Here is a 15,553-nt window from a genome sequence, read left to right as displayed (position 1 = left end):
CTTTAACTGCTAGCTTTTCACTTCTCCCGGCATTTCTGTTTCGGCTTCTGCAATTTCTTTTTTGGAGAACCTTGGCTGGAGGATTTTTGCAATCAGCCCCGTCCACCCGGTCTGGTGTGAAGCTCCTACTCCCCTTCCATTATCCCCGTGGAAATATTCGTAGAATAAAATATAATCCTTAAAGTCAGGATCGGTTTGGAATCTTTCGTACTGGCCATTCACAGGGCGTTTCCCGTTTTCATCCATTAAAAATATTTTAGAAAGCCTTTTGCTTAAAGAATCTGCAATCTGATCCAGATTTGAATAGTTTCCGCTTCCCGTAGGATATTCTACCAGGAAATCCGGACTGTAGTAGAAGAAAAACCTTTGGAGACTTTCAATAATCAGAAAGTTGATGGGAAACCAAATAGGTCCGCGCCAGTTGCTGTTTCCTCCGAAAAGTCCGCTATCACTTTCTGCAGGGGTATATTTCACACAATAATCTGTGCCGTTCAAATTGAGTGTATACGGATTCTGTTCATATTCTTTAGATAATGCCCGGACACCGTAATCGCTCAGAAACTCTTCAGGATTCAGCATTCTGCTTAACAATCTTTTCAAACGATGCCCGCGAAGCAGTGAAAGAAGGTGCTTCGAGTCCTGACCTTTTACTTCCCATCTTGATACAAGGGCGGCCAGTTCAGGCTTATTTTCGAGAACCCATTTCATTCTTTTTTTGAAATTAGGAAGCTTTTCGATCATTTCATCATCAATCACCTCAACGGCAAACATAGGGATCAGCCCAACAATGGTTCTTAACCTTAAATACATATGATTTCCGTCATCGGAACTGATGGCATCGTAGAAAAACTCATCTTCCTCGTCCCATAGACTGAACTTTTCATCTCCCATATTATCCAGTGAATTGGCAATGGAAAGGAAATGTTCAAAGAACTTCATAGCCATTTCTTCATATACATTGTTATACAAAGCCAGTTCAAGGGCAATCCGCATCATATTAAGGGCAAACATAGCCATCCAGCTTGTCCCGTCAGACTGTTCCAGTTGTTCCCCGTTTGGAAGCGTTAGATTTCTGTCGAAAACACCAATATTATCAAGTCCTAAAAATCCTCCTTCAAAAATATTATTGCCGTTGCTGTCTTTTTTGTTTACCCACCATGTAAAATTCATGAGCAGCTTCTGGAATGCGCTTTCCAGAAATTCAAGATCAGGTTTTCCTTTAATATATTCATCTATTTTAAAAACCCTGAAGGCAGCCCACGCATGAACCGGAGGATTTACATCACTGAAATTCCACTCGTAGGCAGGAATCTGGCCGTTTGGATGCATATACCATTCGAACAGGAAAAGCTTCAGCTGATGTTTGGCAAAATCCGGATCAATGAGTGAAAAACTGATCGTGTGAAATGCCAGATCCCATGTTGCATACCAGGGATATTCCCATTTATCGGGCATTGAAATGATATGTTCATTATTCAGATGCTTCCAGTCATAATTCCTGATTTTTTCCCGGGATTTGGGAGGCGGCATTTCTGCGGGATCTCCTTTCAGCCATTTTTCAACGTTGTAATGGTAGAACATTTTATTCCACAGCATTCCGGCAAAAGCCTGTCTTTGAACCATTTTTTCATCGTCTGATGAAATGCCTTCCTGAATTTCAGCATAAAACTCATCTGCCTCTTTTTTTCTGAGTTCAAAAATATTTTCAAAATCGGCAAAAGGGTCCTTTAAATCCTTTTCTGACATTCTGAATTCAAAGATTTTTGTTTCTCCTGCTTCCAGTATTTCATCAATAAAGAAAGAAGCTTTAGTTCCTGTACTTTTGGGATTTACAGCCTGGGAATTTTCATTGATCACAAAATCATTAATTCCATCTTTGCAATATCTTGACTGATTCGGGGATTTATAAAGCTTTTCCGTATTGCTCTCATTATCGCAAAACAATGTCTTCACGGACTGTTTTGCATATACGTTTTTGACTTCTATATTTTTATGGCTGACGGTTATATGTCTTGCATCTTCACTGTCCAGTTTTGGCAGATAGTCATCATAACCCCAGCTCCATGTATTTCTGAACCATAGCGTAGGCAGTATGAAAATCGGAGCTTCTTTTTCAGATTTATTAACTACTGTAAGTTTAATCAGGATATCATGCTCACTTTCTTTGGCATATTCAATGAACAGATCAAAGTATTCATTCTGATCGAAGATTCCTGTATCAATCAACTCATATTCAGGTTCATTTTTATTTCTTTCTGCGTTGACTTTTAAAAGATCTTCATAAGGAAAAGACTTCTGGGGATATTTGTACAGCATCTTCATGTAAGAATGCGTAGGGGTAGAATCGAGATAATAAAAATATTCCTTGACATCTTCCCCGTGGTTTCCCTGCCCGTTGGTAAGCCCAAAGAAACGTTCTTTCACCATTTTATCTTTTCTATTCCAGAATCCGATGGAAAAAACCAGCTGCTGGAGATCATCACAAATACCACAGATTCCCTCCTCTCCCCAACGGTAGCTTTTGGCTTCTGCCGTGTCATGGGTGGTATAATTCCATGCATCTCCGTTTGCACTGTAATCTTCGCGGACAAGCCCCCATTCACGGTTACTGACATAGGGACCCCATTTTTTCCATGCTATTTCTGAAAGTCTTTGTTTTTCGGACATGTGTTGTTGTTTTTGTAAAACGTATTGATGAATAGAAATAAGAGAAAAGACTTAAGACGTCAGATTTCAGAATATCAAAATAGAAAGCCAATTACTGACAACCAGTAAACTAACAATCATTCCTGTTCATACTCAAATTCTCAAACCCTGAAACCCGCACAGCGTCTACCCTCCTGTAGAAAAACTTTCGAAAGTGGTCATCGCTCCGTCTACAAATATGCTGGTTCCTGTAATATAATCGGCGAGATCACTTGCTAAAAAAGCAGCTAAATTCCCAATATCCTGTGGCTGACCGATCCTGTTGTAAGGAATAAGGTTCAAAAGTGAATTTAATGCCTGAGGCGTGCTCCATGCATCTTTATTAATAGGGGTCTGAATAGCTCCCGGACAGATAGAATTGACACGGATCTTATCCGCTCCATATTCCTGAGCAAGGGTTTGCATCAGCATTCTTATGGCTCCTTTACTGGCTGCATAATTGGCATGTCCAGCCCAGGGGATAATTTCGTGAACGGAACTGATATGAATGATTTTTCCGCAGGCAATGGATCGGGAAGTATCTATACCGCGACGCAGAAATTCTTTGATCGCCTCCCTTGCACAAAGAAACTGCCCGGTAAGGTTAACACCGATTACTGCATTCCACTGATCGAGAGTCATATCTGTAAATTTGGCGTCTTTCTGAATCCCTGCATTATTGATCAGAATATCCACAGTTCCAAACTGCGAAACAGTATCCTGAAACATTTTGATCACCTGGTCTTCTTTGGAAACATCACACTGATACGTAATCCCGTTTCCGCCGGCATCAGTAATTTCTTTTAAAATAGCCTGTGCTTCTCCCAGAGATCGTTCTGAGGAGTGATTGACCACTACGGTAGCTCCTGCAGCCGCAAGAGATTTAGCAATTCCTGAGCCTATTCCACTGGAGGCACCTGTAACAACAGCCACCTGATTTTGAAGGGATATTTCCATATTTTTATTCGTATTTTACTCAAAGTTAATGGAAAGAATCAAGCCAAACAGAAAATCTGGAATTAAAATTTTCTTAAAGTTTTTTATGCATGAGGTATTGCGGACCGCTTCTTCCTATCCTGCTTTTTCCTTCGTAGAGGTAACCTGTTTTAAGGTAAATCTGATAGGCTGAAATATTTTTCTGGTTTACGGCAAGAACAATTTCATCACAATCCGGAAAGTTTTCTCTGACAAAAAGATCTGCCTGCTGCATGGCAGCTTTCCGATTCCTTTTCCCTGTAAATTCGGGTTGACAGATAAAGATCTTAATAAAACCGATTTCTCATTGTCGGTAAGATCCAGTTTGTCTTCTCCAAAATCGAGCACAAAAAAACCGGCAGGCTTTTCACCCTCAAGAATGGTAACAGCCACTGCCTTACTGTCATTTCTTTGTTTAATTCTTTCCAGTGCTTTTTCTACGGTTGAAGTATACTTCAGCTGATTTTCATCCAGAGCATAATCAAGCTCCGGGAAATCAGATATTGTGAAAAACCTTAAACTGACCATATTTTTTTAATGATGATAAGTATCCTGATACATCACTCCTGCCCTGATCTCTACAGGGAGCTTATTTTCTTCAGGAACGATCGGGCAATTGTAGTCGTAAGCGTTATATGCACAATAAGGCTGATAGGATTGATTGAAATCCAGAATAATCGTATTGCCTTTCGGAATTTTCAGATCCATATATTTTCCGCCGCCGTAAGTTTCTTTTTCGTTGGTAGCATCACGGAAGGGAAGAAACAGATAATCTTTATATTTTTTCTGCTTGATCAGTCCAAGACTTTGGTATAAGGTAAGGGTATAGGATTTCCCATCCAGTTGAAAGGTAGCTTTCCCATATTCGCGATAAGATTTGGTTTTTCCGGAAGAGGTAGGAAGCTCAAAAGGCTGGGGATTTTTAGTCTTAACCAGTTTTGCAGTAACCCTGTATTTTAAATCAAATGGGAAGAAAGGATGTCCCTTAAAATTGGTAAAATTATCTCCTCTTAAAGGTGTTTCCTTAGGATTCAGATATTCAGCATTGAGTTCTTCCTGGAATTTCTTAACTGCCATAATTTCCGGGGACACCATTTTTTGAGCAAAAGCAAAAAACGGGAAAAGCAAGATCAGGATCAGATTTTTTTTCATCTTTAATACAAATTATACGTAAAATTAAAGATTTTCTATAGCATGAAAGGTTAAAATTGTGATAAAAAGATACAATCTCTTTTAAATAATCAAAATTCTATTTCTTTTAGCATATTTTTTGACCAACAGATGGCATGGACAGGAAAAAATTCATTAAAACAGGCTTACTGGCGGTATCAGGATTTTATTTTCTTAATTCTAATCTGTTTCAGGCTGTACAACCTAAAACAGGAAAATCTGGAAAAGAGATTATAGAAGCACCAATACTTATTATCGGAAGCGGTTATGGCGGTGCTGTATCTGCTCTTCGTCTCTGTGAAGCAGGGAAAAAAGTTGTGATGCTGGAAATGGGTCTGAATTGGGAAAAATCCGGGATTCCTTTTTCTAATATGCTGAAACCCGGAAAAAGTGCTGCATGGCTGAAAAAGAAAACCATTGCTCCTTTTATGAATATTTTTTCTTTAGCTCCATTTACTGGAACACTGGACAGGATGGATTTTGAAAACATCAATATCTGGGTAGGGAGAGGAGTTGGCGGAGGTTCCCTGGTTAATGGCGGAATGGCCGTTACACCAAAGGAAAGCTATTTTAAGGAAGTATTTCCTGATCTGGACAGCGAAAAGTTTTACAGTCATTATTTTCCACTGGTGCAAAAGGAATTGAAAGTTAATGTTATCGGTGAACAGTTTTTAAAGGATTGTCCTTATTATAAATTTACAAGAGTAGGTGAAGCAGAAGCACATAAAGCCGGATTTAAAACCATCCGTGTTCCGAATGTATATGATTTCCAGTATATGGAGAAGGAATATAGAAATGAAGTTCCGCGGTCTGCTTTCAACACGGAAGTGATCTACGGAAATAATCACGGGAAAAACAGCCTGGACAAAACATACCTTAAAAAAGCACTGGAAACCGGAAATCTTGAAATCCTGGATCTTCATCATGTCGAAAATATAAAACTTAACGGCGATAAAACGTACACTTTACAGGTCCGGCAAACCGACACTTCGGGAACTACAGTTTCGGAGAAAGAATTCAACTGTAAAAAACTGATTCTTGCTGCCGGAACAATGGGAACTTTACAACTGCTTCTGCACTCCAATGCAGTCAATCATTTTCCTGTTCATGATCAGATCGGGAAGAATTGGGGGAACAACGGCAATTTCATGACGGGCAGAAACTGGGTAAAACCTCTTTCGGGCGGTACAGGCTCTAAACAATCTACCATTCCTGTGGGCGGTATAGACAACTGGGAAGATGAGGAACATCCTTTTTTTACTGAAATAGCACCACTTCCAATGGGAATGGATGTGGCAACAGCCTTATATCTTCTTATTAACAGGGTCGATAAAAAAGGCGAAGTTTATTATGACCCGGACACAAAGAAAATCAGTTTAGACTGGAACCAGACCAATACCGTAAAAATGAGGGAAAATGCCGACTATTTTATCAAAAAGATGAACAGGGCCAATGGCGGAACGAGAAGCCATTTCTTATTTAACAACGGTTTCGGGGCAAATGTGTGTTATCACCCGCTGGGTGGCTGTGTATTGGGGAAAGCAACGAATGAATATGGAAAATTAAAGGATCACGACAACCTGTATGTTTTAGATGGTTCATTAATTCCCGGAACCATTGGCGTCAACCCTTTTGTAACGATCACAGCCATTGCAGAATACTGTATTGAAAATCTGATCCGGCAGAATGAGTTTGTTTAAAATCAAGGCATGGATTTTATCTCATCGATGTATTTCCTGATATCATTTTCCAGTTTCTGAGGGTATTCAAATTTTAGTTTTTCGGTTAAAACTGTTCCAAGTTCATGTACTAAGTCTGCAGTGGCATATAAAGCACGCCAGTTTTCTTCAATACTGCTTGCTGCGAAAGTAGCTTTCACTCTTGTCCAGAGTTCTACGGGTAAGTATTTTCTGAAAAGGCGGCCATGTTTATTGGTGGTGATATTTTCCCAGTTGTGCTGCCCGGCAATATACCATTCAATCAGAGGAACAAGATAATCCGTTCTGATTTCCCCGGACATAAATTGGGCATAGAACAGATCTTCTCGTTTAAGGCATTTGACCATATAGGTCGTATCCCACCAGAAATCGTTCATCAGTTGTCTGAATTTCTGTTCCGTTGGCTTTTTGACCATAATAGACTGGTAGGCAGGCGATTTCATATGTTCAGTCAGATGATCTTTATCAATCAAAACCTTATAACCCACATCCCAATCCTCAGGAAGGACTTCTCCCTGAACTTCTTTTTCAAACTCTGATTTCTGATACAGCTTAAAGTCCACTTTTACATGGTCTGCATACAGTACCATTTTCATAGCATGCTTCCCGTCAAAATAGGTTTCATCTTCTTCCAGCATTGAAATGGGCTCACCAAAAAGATCAATCCATTTCCTGTCCGTCTCATAGTCTTTCATGTTTTCGAAAACAAGCTCTATATCCAGGTCACTGAAATCATCTACCGGAGCATAAGGGTTTACGAGCGAACTGGTAAGCAGTACGGTGCGGATATCAGGGTTATTTTCTGCCCAGCTGATGATCTGTTTTAATTTTTCCTCGCGTGCTACCATTCTATGCTAATAAGATTCGGAAATTTTCACCCGGTAAACATCCAGAGCATTTCTTTTGATCGATTCTACAAAGAATCCTCCTTCTTCGGGAATAACTTCTTTAAGGTCAAAGCTTTTACAATCTCTCGGTAAGCCGGAGAATATTAGGGTAAACCAAAAATCCCGCATAAACGGCACCGGAGTCCAGTTGGGATAGATGGTAATATTTTCTGCATGAATCAGCTTACTTTTATGCTCAGACTGATTGTCCAGCAGATAAGTGGAATTCCAGATTCTGATCAGGTTGCCTAAAAACGGGGAAGCCGGAAAACAGCAGTGTACAATCACCTGCTTCTCCTCCTCTACTTTGGTTTGAAGGGATTCCAGGAGATCTTTGGCTATGATGGGCTTTATAACAACTTCTTCCACCTTTTTTATAAATAATGGGTAATAAGTGATGAGTAATTTGAATAGTCAATGGTCAACTTTAATCTCACTCAAAAATTCATTTGCGAAAGCAAAATTGACCATTCGCTATTCACTTTCTAATATTCCAGCTCTAATTTTTCTTTGGTATAATTTCTAATCTTATCAGTAAGTTCAGGGTTCTGAGCTAATTTCTGGCCATATGAAGGGACCATTTCCAGAAGCTTATCTTTCCATTCACCATGTAATTTTTCAGGGAAACATTTCTCAAGCACATTCAGCATGGCAAATACGGCTGTGGAGGCTCCGGGTGAGGCACCAAGCAATGAGGCAATGGTTCCGCTTTTGTTGACCACCACTTCGGTTCCGAATTCCAGTTTTCCACCGTCTTTTTCATCTTTCTTGATAATCTGTACCCTCTGCCCTGCTACTTTCAGTTCCCAGTCTTCTTCTTTGGCATCTTTAATGAATTCTCTCAGGTGCTGCATCCTCTGGGATTTTGTCATCGCTACCTGCTGAATAAGGTATTTAGTCAGTGGAATATTGTGCCACCAGGCACCGAATAATGATTTCAGGTTTTTAGTATTAACACTTTCAGGCAAATCCAGATAGCTTCCTTCTCTCAGGAATTTTGTGGAGAACCCTGCAAAAGGCCCGAACAGAAGTGCTTTTTTACCATCAATGATTCTAAGATCCAGATGGGGAACGGACATCGGCGGTGCATCTACCGTAGCCTGGGTGTATACTTTGGCGTGGTGCTTCTCTACCAATTCCTGATTATGACTTACCAGCCACTGTCCTGAAACAGGGAAACCTCCGTATCCTTCACTTTCTTTAATATCTGAACTGTCCAGCAACGGAAGTGCATAACCTCCTGCACCGATAAATACAAAATCAGCAACAACTTCCTGCTTGTGATTGTGAATCCTGTCTTTTATCTTCATTTCCCATTTACCGTCTTCTCTCGGATCAATATCTTTTACTTCATGGTAAAGGAAAACTTCCACATTAGAATCTTCCAGCAGGTGGCGCCCCATTTTTCTGGTCAATGTCCCGAAATTTACGTCAGTTCCCATATCCATTTTGGTAGCCGCCATTACTTCGGTCTTATTTCTTTTGCTCATCACCAAAGGAATCCATTCTTTAAGCTGTTCATGATCTGTAGAATATTCCATGCCGGAAAACAGGACAGATCCTGACATTTTCTCATAGCGTTTTCTGAGATATTCAGCATCTTTTTCACCAAATACAAGACTCATATGGGGACAGGAATTGATAAATTCTTTGGGGTCTTTTACATATCCCTGAGTAATAAGGTACGCCCAGAACTGCTTTGACATTTCGAACTGTTCTGCAATGCTCTCTGCCTTTGTAATATCAATACTTCCGTCTGGCTTTTCAGGGGTATAATTTAGTTCGCAAAAAGCTGAATGTCCCGTTCCTGCGTTGTTCCATGCTGCCGTACTTTCTTTGGCAAACCTGCCAAGCCTTTCGAATATGGCGATTTCAAGATTGGGATCAAATTCGTGAAGCAGCGTTGCTAAAGTGGCACTCATAATTCCGCCGCCTATCAGTACAACGTCATATTTAGGTTTCGGTGTTCTGCTTGTAAGCGATTGTGGCATAATTCTAAATTTTACTTCAAATTTCGGGAAAAGTTTTATAAATAAGAATGGGTTTAACGATTTTAACACGTTATTTTTTATGGTAAAAACAGTTTTTAAACCGGCAATAAAATTCTATGGATACTGTCAATAATTGTCTATTGAAATAGCTGATTAAATTAGGCAAACACTTACTATTGCTCAAGGCATTCAACAAAAAAGCTTAAACCCGGAAGGCTTAAGCTGTATTTTTATCATTCAATATAAAGTTTGAATAAAATTTTTCTTTAATTTAATTTAGCAGTCAGTTTTTTGAACTGTTTCTCCGCATTTTTTCCTTCGTAAAGAATGGCATAAACGGTATCGATAATTGGCAGTTTAAGATTTTTCTGCTTTGCCGTTTTGTAGATGGAATCTGCTGCATAATATCCTTCTGCCACCATATTCATGGACTGGATTGCAGATTTTACGGTGTAGCCTTTCCCGATTAGGTTTCCTAAGCTCCGGTTTCTTGAGAAAAGGGAATATGCCGTTACCAGAAGATCCCCTAGGTAAGCACTTTCATTAACATCTCTCGGGGCTTCATATACAGCTTCAAGGAAGATTTCCATTTCACGGATCGCATTGGAAACAAAAACAGCGGTGAAGTTATCTCCATAGCCCAATCCACTTGCAATTCCGGCACCTATGGCAAAAATATTTTTAAGGATTGCGCTGTACTCATTTCCTAAGATGTCCTTACTGGAATGCACTTTGATAAAATCTGAGCTGAAAATTTTTTCCAGTTTCTCAGCAGTTTCATCTTCCGCCGCAGCTACTGTAAGGTAAGAAAGCCTTTCCATAGCCACTTCCTCGGCGTGGCATGGCCCAGCAATAACCGCCTGGTTTCTGAAACCTATTTTAAATTCGTCTCTCAGGTAATGGGCTACTACATCGTTTACTTTGGGAATGATTCCTTTAATAGCAGACACAAAGATCTTGTCTCCGTATTCACAGGTCATTTTATCCATAGTATCCGAAAGATAAATGGATGGTGTCGCCAATACGATCACATTACAGGCACTTACAAGTTCATTGATATCTGTGGTAAGTTTCAGACTTTTAAGATTGAAATTAACTGCCGTAAGATAGGATGGGTTGTGCCCGCGAAGTTCAATAGCTCCTTTTACGAATTCATTTCTTACACACCAGTGCACCGTTTTACAGTTTTCAACAAGCATTTTTACGATAGCGGTTGCAAAACTTCCGCTTCCTACTACTCCTACAGAAACCTCGTTTTTATTCTTTTTTGGATGAGAAGATTCTGAAATTATTTTCTTTTTAGCCATAATTGGAATGTGAACTGCAAATATATTAAAACAAAGACGGAACAAGGACTTTTGAGCCTATGATAAAAACCATTTTCTGAAAAAATTAACACTTGAACACAATTAAATATCTAATCATACGTTAAATACAGAAAAAACTAAGTTTTCTCTAAAAATATCGTACAAAGAGTATTTTTAATTAAATTTGCACGCTTAAAACCGTTTTGTAATATACTAAGAGAAGAAATATGAAGAAATTTCTAAACAGCAAGAAGAACGTGAATATTCTCCTGGGAGGGCTTTTGCTAGTAGTTTTTGCACAGGCCGTCTTTATCGCAAAGTTATTTTCCGAAAAAGATGACAAAATGTATGAAGTGAACCTGGTTAAGATCAACACTGAGAAAGACAGTGTGGATTATCTAAAAATGAAAACAGATCTTACGATGGTAGACCAGACTGTTGCTGAGCTTAATTCTTTCCTGAGATCTAAAAACATCACCGATGAAAAGCTGATGGTCCTCAGTAAAGACAGCATTTCGAATTCCATATACCTTGCCAAGCAGGCCAACCGCTACAGCGAGTATCTGATGAATCTGCAGAAAAAACTGATGGAAGTTCCTCTTGGAATGCCTACTGATGGATATATTTCCTCTAATTTCGGCATCAGAAAAAATCCTATTCCATTTAAAACCGTATTTGCCTCTGTAAAATCAGGCGCTGCTGAATCTAAAATAGCCGTTGCTGCTGCTCCAAAACCTGAAGTAAAGGCTGAACCTGTTGAGAAAATCATAGAATTGACTGACAGCTATGGCAATAAAAGAGAAGTAAAAGTAATGGTAACCCCAAAAGCAGCTCCTTCTGCTTCGGCTCCTGAACCATCCTCTGCTGCTACCTCAACGAAAACTATTGCCGGTAATACTTCCGCTAAAGCTCCAATGGAAAAGAACAATCCCCCTGCTGAGGCAGATCAGATGCAGTTTCATAAAGGTCTGGACATTGCGGTTGCTTACGGATCAGATGTAAGGGCTGCTGCTGCAGGAACCGTTATTTTTTCCGGGCAGAAGGGAGGTTACGGAAACTGCGTTATTGTTTCTCACGGAAACGGACTGGCTACGCTATACGGACATCTTTCCCAATTGGTTTCGAAAGTAAATGATAAAGTAAAGGTAGGACAGGTTATTGCAAAATCCGGAAATTCCGGGCGTTCTACAGGACCACACCTTCATTATGAAGTACACAAAAACAATACTCCGGTAAATCCGAAATTGTTTATGAATTTATAAAAGAAAAACTGCTGTCTTATCGACAGCAGTTTTTGTTTTTGCTTTATTATTCAATTTATTTCAGAATTTTTAAGGTTCCTTTCAGATGGGTAAAGGTCCCGTTTGGATCTGCAATATTGGTATAGATTATATTTTTATTATAATCCTGAATATGGGTAACATTAGAGCCTAATTTGGGTTCGTGCCAGTACACCATGAAGACATTCTTTGCTACTTCTACGGCAGTATACTGTACGGTATCCGTGCGGCCTTTTACGTTTTCGGAAATTCCTGTGAAAGACATTTCCTTATTGTCTTTAAAGTCCAGAACGAATTTAAGTGTTCCGAAATCAACTTCCACTTTATTTCCAATAGCCGGATAAGGTGACTTCAGGTCCCAATCCATTTCTCCGAAGAAAACTTTTGCTCCCATTGCCAGTTCATCTTTTCCGTGAAGATCAGGATATTTTTTAACCATGAAATCTACAACCCCGGAAGATGTTTTATTTTCAGTCACTGCTGTTTTATAGTTTTCCAGATAGTTTCTGACGAAATCAAGAGACTGGGGAGACAGAGATAATTTAGCAAAGTGAGAAGGCACTACCTGTTCAGGCTTCAGCGCTTTCATGGCATCAATCTGGGCTAACCATTGATCAATGGCTTTCACATTCTGTGTATCTGCCATCCAGATGTGTGAATCTACGGAAACGGAAATACCTCCTGCAACAGTTTTCAGTGATGGAATCCACACAAAACTATGGGCTGTATCTTCAGCATTCTGCTTTATTTCAATTTTATTCCCTTCCAGGTCCGGAATTGCATTGACAGCTTCAGGAACAATGATTTCCGACGGAGCATCTTCTTTCAGTTGTGGTTTCCAAACTGCCATTTTATCATCTTTCGAGGCAGATATAAGGTAAGCAGTCTGTGCAGTTGAAATGATTTTCACATTTGGAAATGCCTTTTTGATGACATCCAGTCCAAAGTAAAAATCCGGGTCACTGTGGGAAATAAATACTGTTTTCAGGTTTTTCCCTGTGGCTTTAATTTCCTTTACCAGCTGTTCTGCATACTGCTTCTGAAACTGGGCATCGATCAGCATTGCATCCTTATCTCCATAAATAATGGTGGAAGTAATGGGAAAGATGGCTTTTGAACCGGGATTATAAACTTTGATCTTTAAGTTTCCGGCCAACAGCAAGCTTGCAAAACCCAATATGGCCATCAACGATAATAATTTCTTTTTTAACATTGTTGATTTTTTGTGTGAATTAATAAGCTGCTGTAAAACGTTCACGGATATGGTTATTCTGTTCCAGTTCATCTGCCAGGACTACAGCTACATCCTCTACAGAAAGACGGCTTCTTCCGTTTTCGTCAAAAACAGGAGTTTCCAGAGAGGTTCTGTATTTCCCTGTTCTTTCTCCTACATTCGCCTGGTTCATTTCAATGGCAGGACTGAAAAAGGTCCAGTCAAGGGTATTATTTTCTTTGATTTTGTTTAGATAGTCTCTTGCTGCGGTTGCTCCCGGCTTGTAAGCTTCAGGGAAATCCGGAGTATCTACGATCTGTACGTTGTCCGGAGTATAAAGGCTTCCGGCTCCTCCCACTACGATCAGCCTTTTCACTCCTGATTTTTCTACTGCCTTTTCAATATTGATGGAACCGTTCAGAAAATCATTATAAAGATTCGGGTTCGTCCAGCCCGCATTGAAGGCACTGATCACGGCATCATTTCCTTTTAAAGCTTCTGCAAGCTCTTCAGTGTTGTTTACATCAACGCTTTTTGCTGTTACATTTTCTTTTGATTCTACTTTGGAAGCATCTCTTACCAAAGCTTCCACTGCATATCCTCTTTCTGCTAATTCATTTACGATTTTGCTTCCTACAAAACCTGTTGCGCCGATTACTGCTACTTTTTTCATAATATTTTATTTTAAAATTAAATTGTAATAAAAACTGTTACATTTATGGTTAAAAAATTTTACTCAAACTGTTCGGAAAACTCTTTCAGAGATTTATCACCTAAAAATTGAGTAACCAATTGATCCGTTTCTTCAAATAATGTATTTAAATGAGTATTAATCTCCTTCCCTACACTACAGGCAGGATTAGGATTTTGATTTTTCTTGCCTAAAACTTCAGTATTCTTCACCGCTCTGTAGATTTCAGAAATACTGATCTGTTCTGCGCTTTTACCAAGCTGGCTTCCTCCTTCTTTCCCCTGTCTGCTGGTAATAAGACCAGCTTCCCTCAATACGCTGATTTCTTTTCGGACAATCGCGGGATTTATGTTGATACTACCGGCTATCCATTCAGAAGTGAGCCACTCCTGAGGACTTTTTGCCAATAAGGTCATAATATGTATTGCCGTAGCAAATCTTGTATTGTTCATTGTAATTACAGGGCAAAGATATAAAAATTTTTAAATGTAACAAATTTTATTACAGTTAATTTTTTCTTAAAGAATTAATTTATCCAAATCCAGCAGCAGATAATTGATATTCTGGTTAATGGTTCGTGTTGCCGACTGCATCTGGTTCAGCATTGCAGCCCGGTTATGGAGGTCATCTGCCCTGTAGAAACCTCCGTCACTGAATATCACGGATTGGTCGGCAGCGGTTTTGTCATCATCAAACTGGTAATGAAGCCATCTTTCTTTCATGCTGCTGATAATGGAATGTCTTTCTTTATTGGAAAATTTTTTCTCCGTATACATGTACCAGATGAAAGGCGGAAAATTAGGAGATTCCAGTTTTTGCCTCCAGATATCTCTCAACAGGTTTCTCTGATGGATAAATTCTACCTTCTTTCCTTTGGGATTAAGAGTGGCAAGACCAAAGCCAGCTCCCAGGACTCCTCCACTGATGTCAACGGCATTACTCCATCCTCCATCCTGTATAATTCCGCCTGCAACGGATGCGGCAGCCCCTGTTACTATGGAAAGAAGAATCAGCTTATTATTTTTGGAGTCATTAAGGTTATCTACATAGTTTCCTATTTGTGTCACTCTTTCCCCTTCACAGTCGAATTCTGCCGCCACAGCATCCAGCTCAGTGAGAGCAATGGTAATTTTACTGTTGATTTTACTTTTAAGCTGCAATACTTTAACCTGTGAGGCTATAGAGGAATCTTTTTTAAGCTCAATGATCTGATGCACCTCATCAAGATTATCCAGCGCATTCAGAATTAAAATACTCTGATCGGAAAACATTCCTCTCAAATCTTTATTGGCCAACAAAATAGAGTCTGAATTGTAAGATGGAATTCTGTTGCTGTAGTTATATTTAAAAGGGGCTTTACAGTAACTGTCCTTTAAGGTAAGGATATTCTGCTTTATGGCCTGGTTCTTTTTGGAAACACAGGACGTGAACAGGCTGAATACCACCAAAAAGTAAACGATTTTTTTCATTCAGTTTTATTTTTGCTTTGTGTAATGTTTCAGGTAATCGCAAGAGCAAGATTTTAGAGTGCTTTTTTAAGATACCAGGTTTTATCATGATAAATTTAAACACCATGTTTATAAAGAGACATTGGAAACTGGTTCCCAACCGTGCTTTACGATTATCTGTACGAATA

General features: G+C 39.4%; 14 protein-coding genes. 2 read left to right on the top strand and 12 right to left on the bottom strand.

The genetic code is table 11. The annotated features are described in order from the left end of the window. Positions 1 to 9: 9 nt before the first annotated feature. The 4 genes from BUB03_RS19805 to BUB03_RS19790 form a co-directional block, all read right to left on the bottom strand. Positions 10 to 2,667 (bottom strand): MGH1-like glycoside hydrolase domain-containing protein, encoded by a 2,658-nt coding sequence (locus BUB03_RS19805; RefSeq protein WP_073066402.1) that lies wholly within the window; start codon positions 2,665 to 2,667, stop codon positions 10 to 12. Positions 2,668 to 2,832: 165 nt separating this feature from the next. Beyond that, on the bottom strand, positions 2,833 to 3,642 hold the full coding sequence (locus tag BUB03_RS19800) for a glucose 1-dehydrogenase (protein WP_073066399.1): 810 nt from the start codon (positions 3,640 to 3,642) through the stop codon (positions 2,833 to 2,835). A gap of 186 nt (positions 3,643 to 3,828) precedes the next feature. Further along, complete coding sequence (locus BUB03_RS19795; protein WP_228417946.1) at positions 3,829 to 4,188, bottom strand: GNAT family N-acetyltransferase; 360 nt, start codon at positions 4,186 to 4,188, stop codon at positions 3,829 to 3,831. A gap of 6 nt (positions 4,189 to 4,194) precedes the next feature. After that, on the bottom strand, positions 4,195 to 4,812 hold the full coding sequence (locus tag BUB03_RS19790; RefSeq protein ID WP_073066396.1) for a DUF1684 domain-containing protein: 618 nt from the start codon (positions 4,810 to 4,812) through the stop codon (positions 4,195 to 4,197). 134 nt (positions 4,813 to 4,946) lie between these two features. Between BUB03_RS19790 and BUB03_RS19785 the strand changes: the two genes are divergently transcribed. Beyond that, positions 4,947 to 6,530 carry a GMC family oxidoreductase N-terminal domain-containing protein gene (locus tag BUB03_RS19785; RefSeq protein WP_073066394.1) on the top strand — a complete coding sequence of 528 codons (1,584 nt, stop codon included), beginning with the start codon at positions 4,947 to 4,949 and terminating at the stop codon, positions 6,528 to 6,530. Positions 6,531 to 6,532: 2 nt separating this feature from the next. Here the strand turns inward: BUB03_RS19785 and BUB03_RS19780 are convergent, their stop codons facing one another. The 4 genes from BUB03_RS19780 to BUB03_RS19765 all read right to left on the bottom strand — a co-directional run bounded on the left by BUB03_RS19780 (position 6,533) and on the right by BUB03_RS19765 (position 10,733). Next, positions 6,533 to 7,396, bottom strand: coding sequence for an AadS family aminoglycoside 6-adenylyltransferase (locus tag BUB03_RS19780; RefSeq protein ID WP_073066391.1), 864 nt, complete (start codon positions 7,394 to 7,396; stop codon positions 6,533 to 6,535). A 6-nt stretch (positions 7,397 to 7,402) separates the two neighbouring features. Continuing rightward, positions 7,403 to 7,804: a hypothetical protein gene (locus BUB03_RS19775; protein WP_073066388.1), complete on the bottom strand. Its 402-nt coding sequence runs from the start codon at positions 7,802 to 7,804 to the stop codon at positions 7,403 to 7,405. A 116-nt stretch (positions 7,805 to 7,920) separates the two neighbouring features. After that, positions 7,921 to 9,426, bottom strand: a complete 1,506-nt coding sequence (mqo, locus tag BUB03_RS19770) for a malate dehydrogenase (quinone) (protein WP_073066385.1) — start codon at positions 9,424 to 9,426, stop codon at positions 7,921 to 7,923. Positions 9,427 to 9,692: 266 nt separating this feature from the next. Beyond that, positions 9,693 to 10,733 (bottom strand): NAD(P)H-dependent glycerol-3-phosphate dehydrogenase, encoded by a 1,041-nt coding sequence (locus BUB03_RS19765; protein WP_073066382.1) that lies wholly within the window; start codon positions 10,731 to 10,733, stop codon positions 9,693 to 9,695. A gap of 227 nt (positions 10,734 to 10,960) precedes the next feature. Between BUB03_RS19765 and BUB03_RS19760 the strand changes: the two genes are divergently transcribed. After that, entirely contained in the window at positions 10,961 to 11,995 is a 1,035-nt protein-coding gene (locus tag BUB03_RS19760) for a M23 family metallopeptidase (RefSeq protein ID WP_083539020.1), read from the top strand. Positions 11,996 to 12,050: 55 nt separating this feature from the next. Here BUB03_RS19760 and BUB03_RS19755 read toward each other — a convergent pair whose 3' ends face one another. The 4 genes from BUB03_RS19755 to BUB03_RS19740 form a co-directional block, all read right to left on the bottom strand. Beyond that, positions 12,051 to 13,226, bottom strand: coding sequence for an MBL fold metallo-hydrolase (locus BUB03_RS19755; RefSeq protein ID WP_073066379.1), 1,176 nt, complete (start codon positions 13,224 to 13,226; stop codon positions 12,051 to 12,053). A gap of 19 nt (positions 13,227 to 13,245) precedes the next feature. Then, complete coding sequence (locus BUB03_RS19750; RefSeq protein ID WP_040996852.1) at positions 13,246 to 13,899, bottom strand: NAD(P)-dependent oxidoreductase; 654 nt, start codon at positions 13,897 to 13,899, stop codon at positions 13,246 to 13,248. A 59-nt stretch (positions 13,900 to 13,958) separates the two neighbouring features. Then, the gene (locus BUB03_RS19745; RefSeq protein WP_040996854.1) at positions 13,959 to 14,369 is read right to left on the bottom strand and encodes an Rrf2 family transcriptional regulator; all 411 of its coding nucleotides are present in this window, start codon (positions 14,367 to 14,369) and stop codon (positions 13,959 to 13,961) included. Between the two features lie 66 nt (positions 14,370 to 14,435). After that, on the bottom strand, positions 14,436 to 15,386 hold the full coding sequence (locus BUB03_RS19740) for a hypothetical protein (protein ID WP_073066377.1): 951 nt from the start codon (positions 15,384 to 15,386) through the stop codon (positions 14,436 to 14,438). Between the last annotated feature and the right edge of the window lie 167 nt (positions 15,387 to 15,553).

It is taken from the genome of Chryseobacterium oranimense (genome assembly GCF_900129755.1).
GTDB lineage: Bacteria > Bacteroidota > Bacteroidia > Flavobacteriales > Weeksellaceae > Chryseobacterium > Chryseobacterium oranimense.
This window is presented reverse-complemented; position numbering and strand designations above follow the sequence as displayed.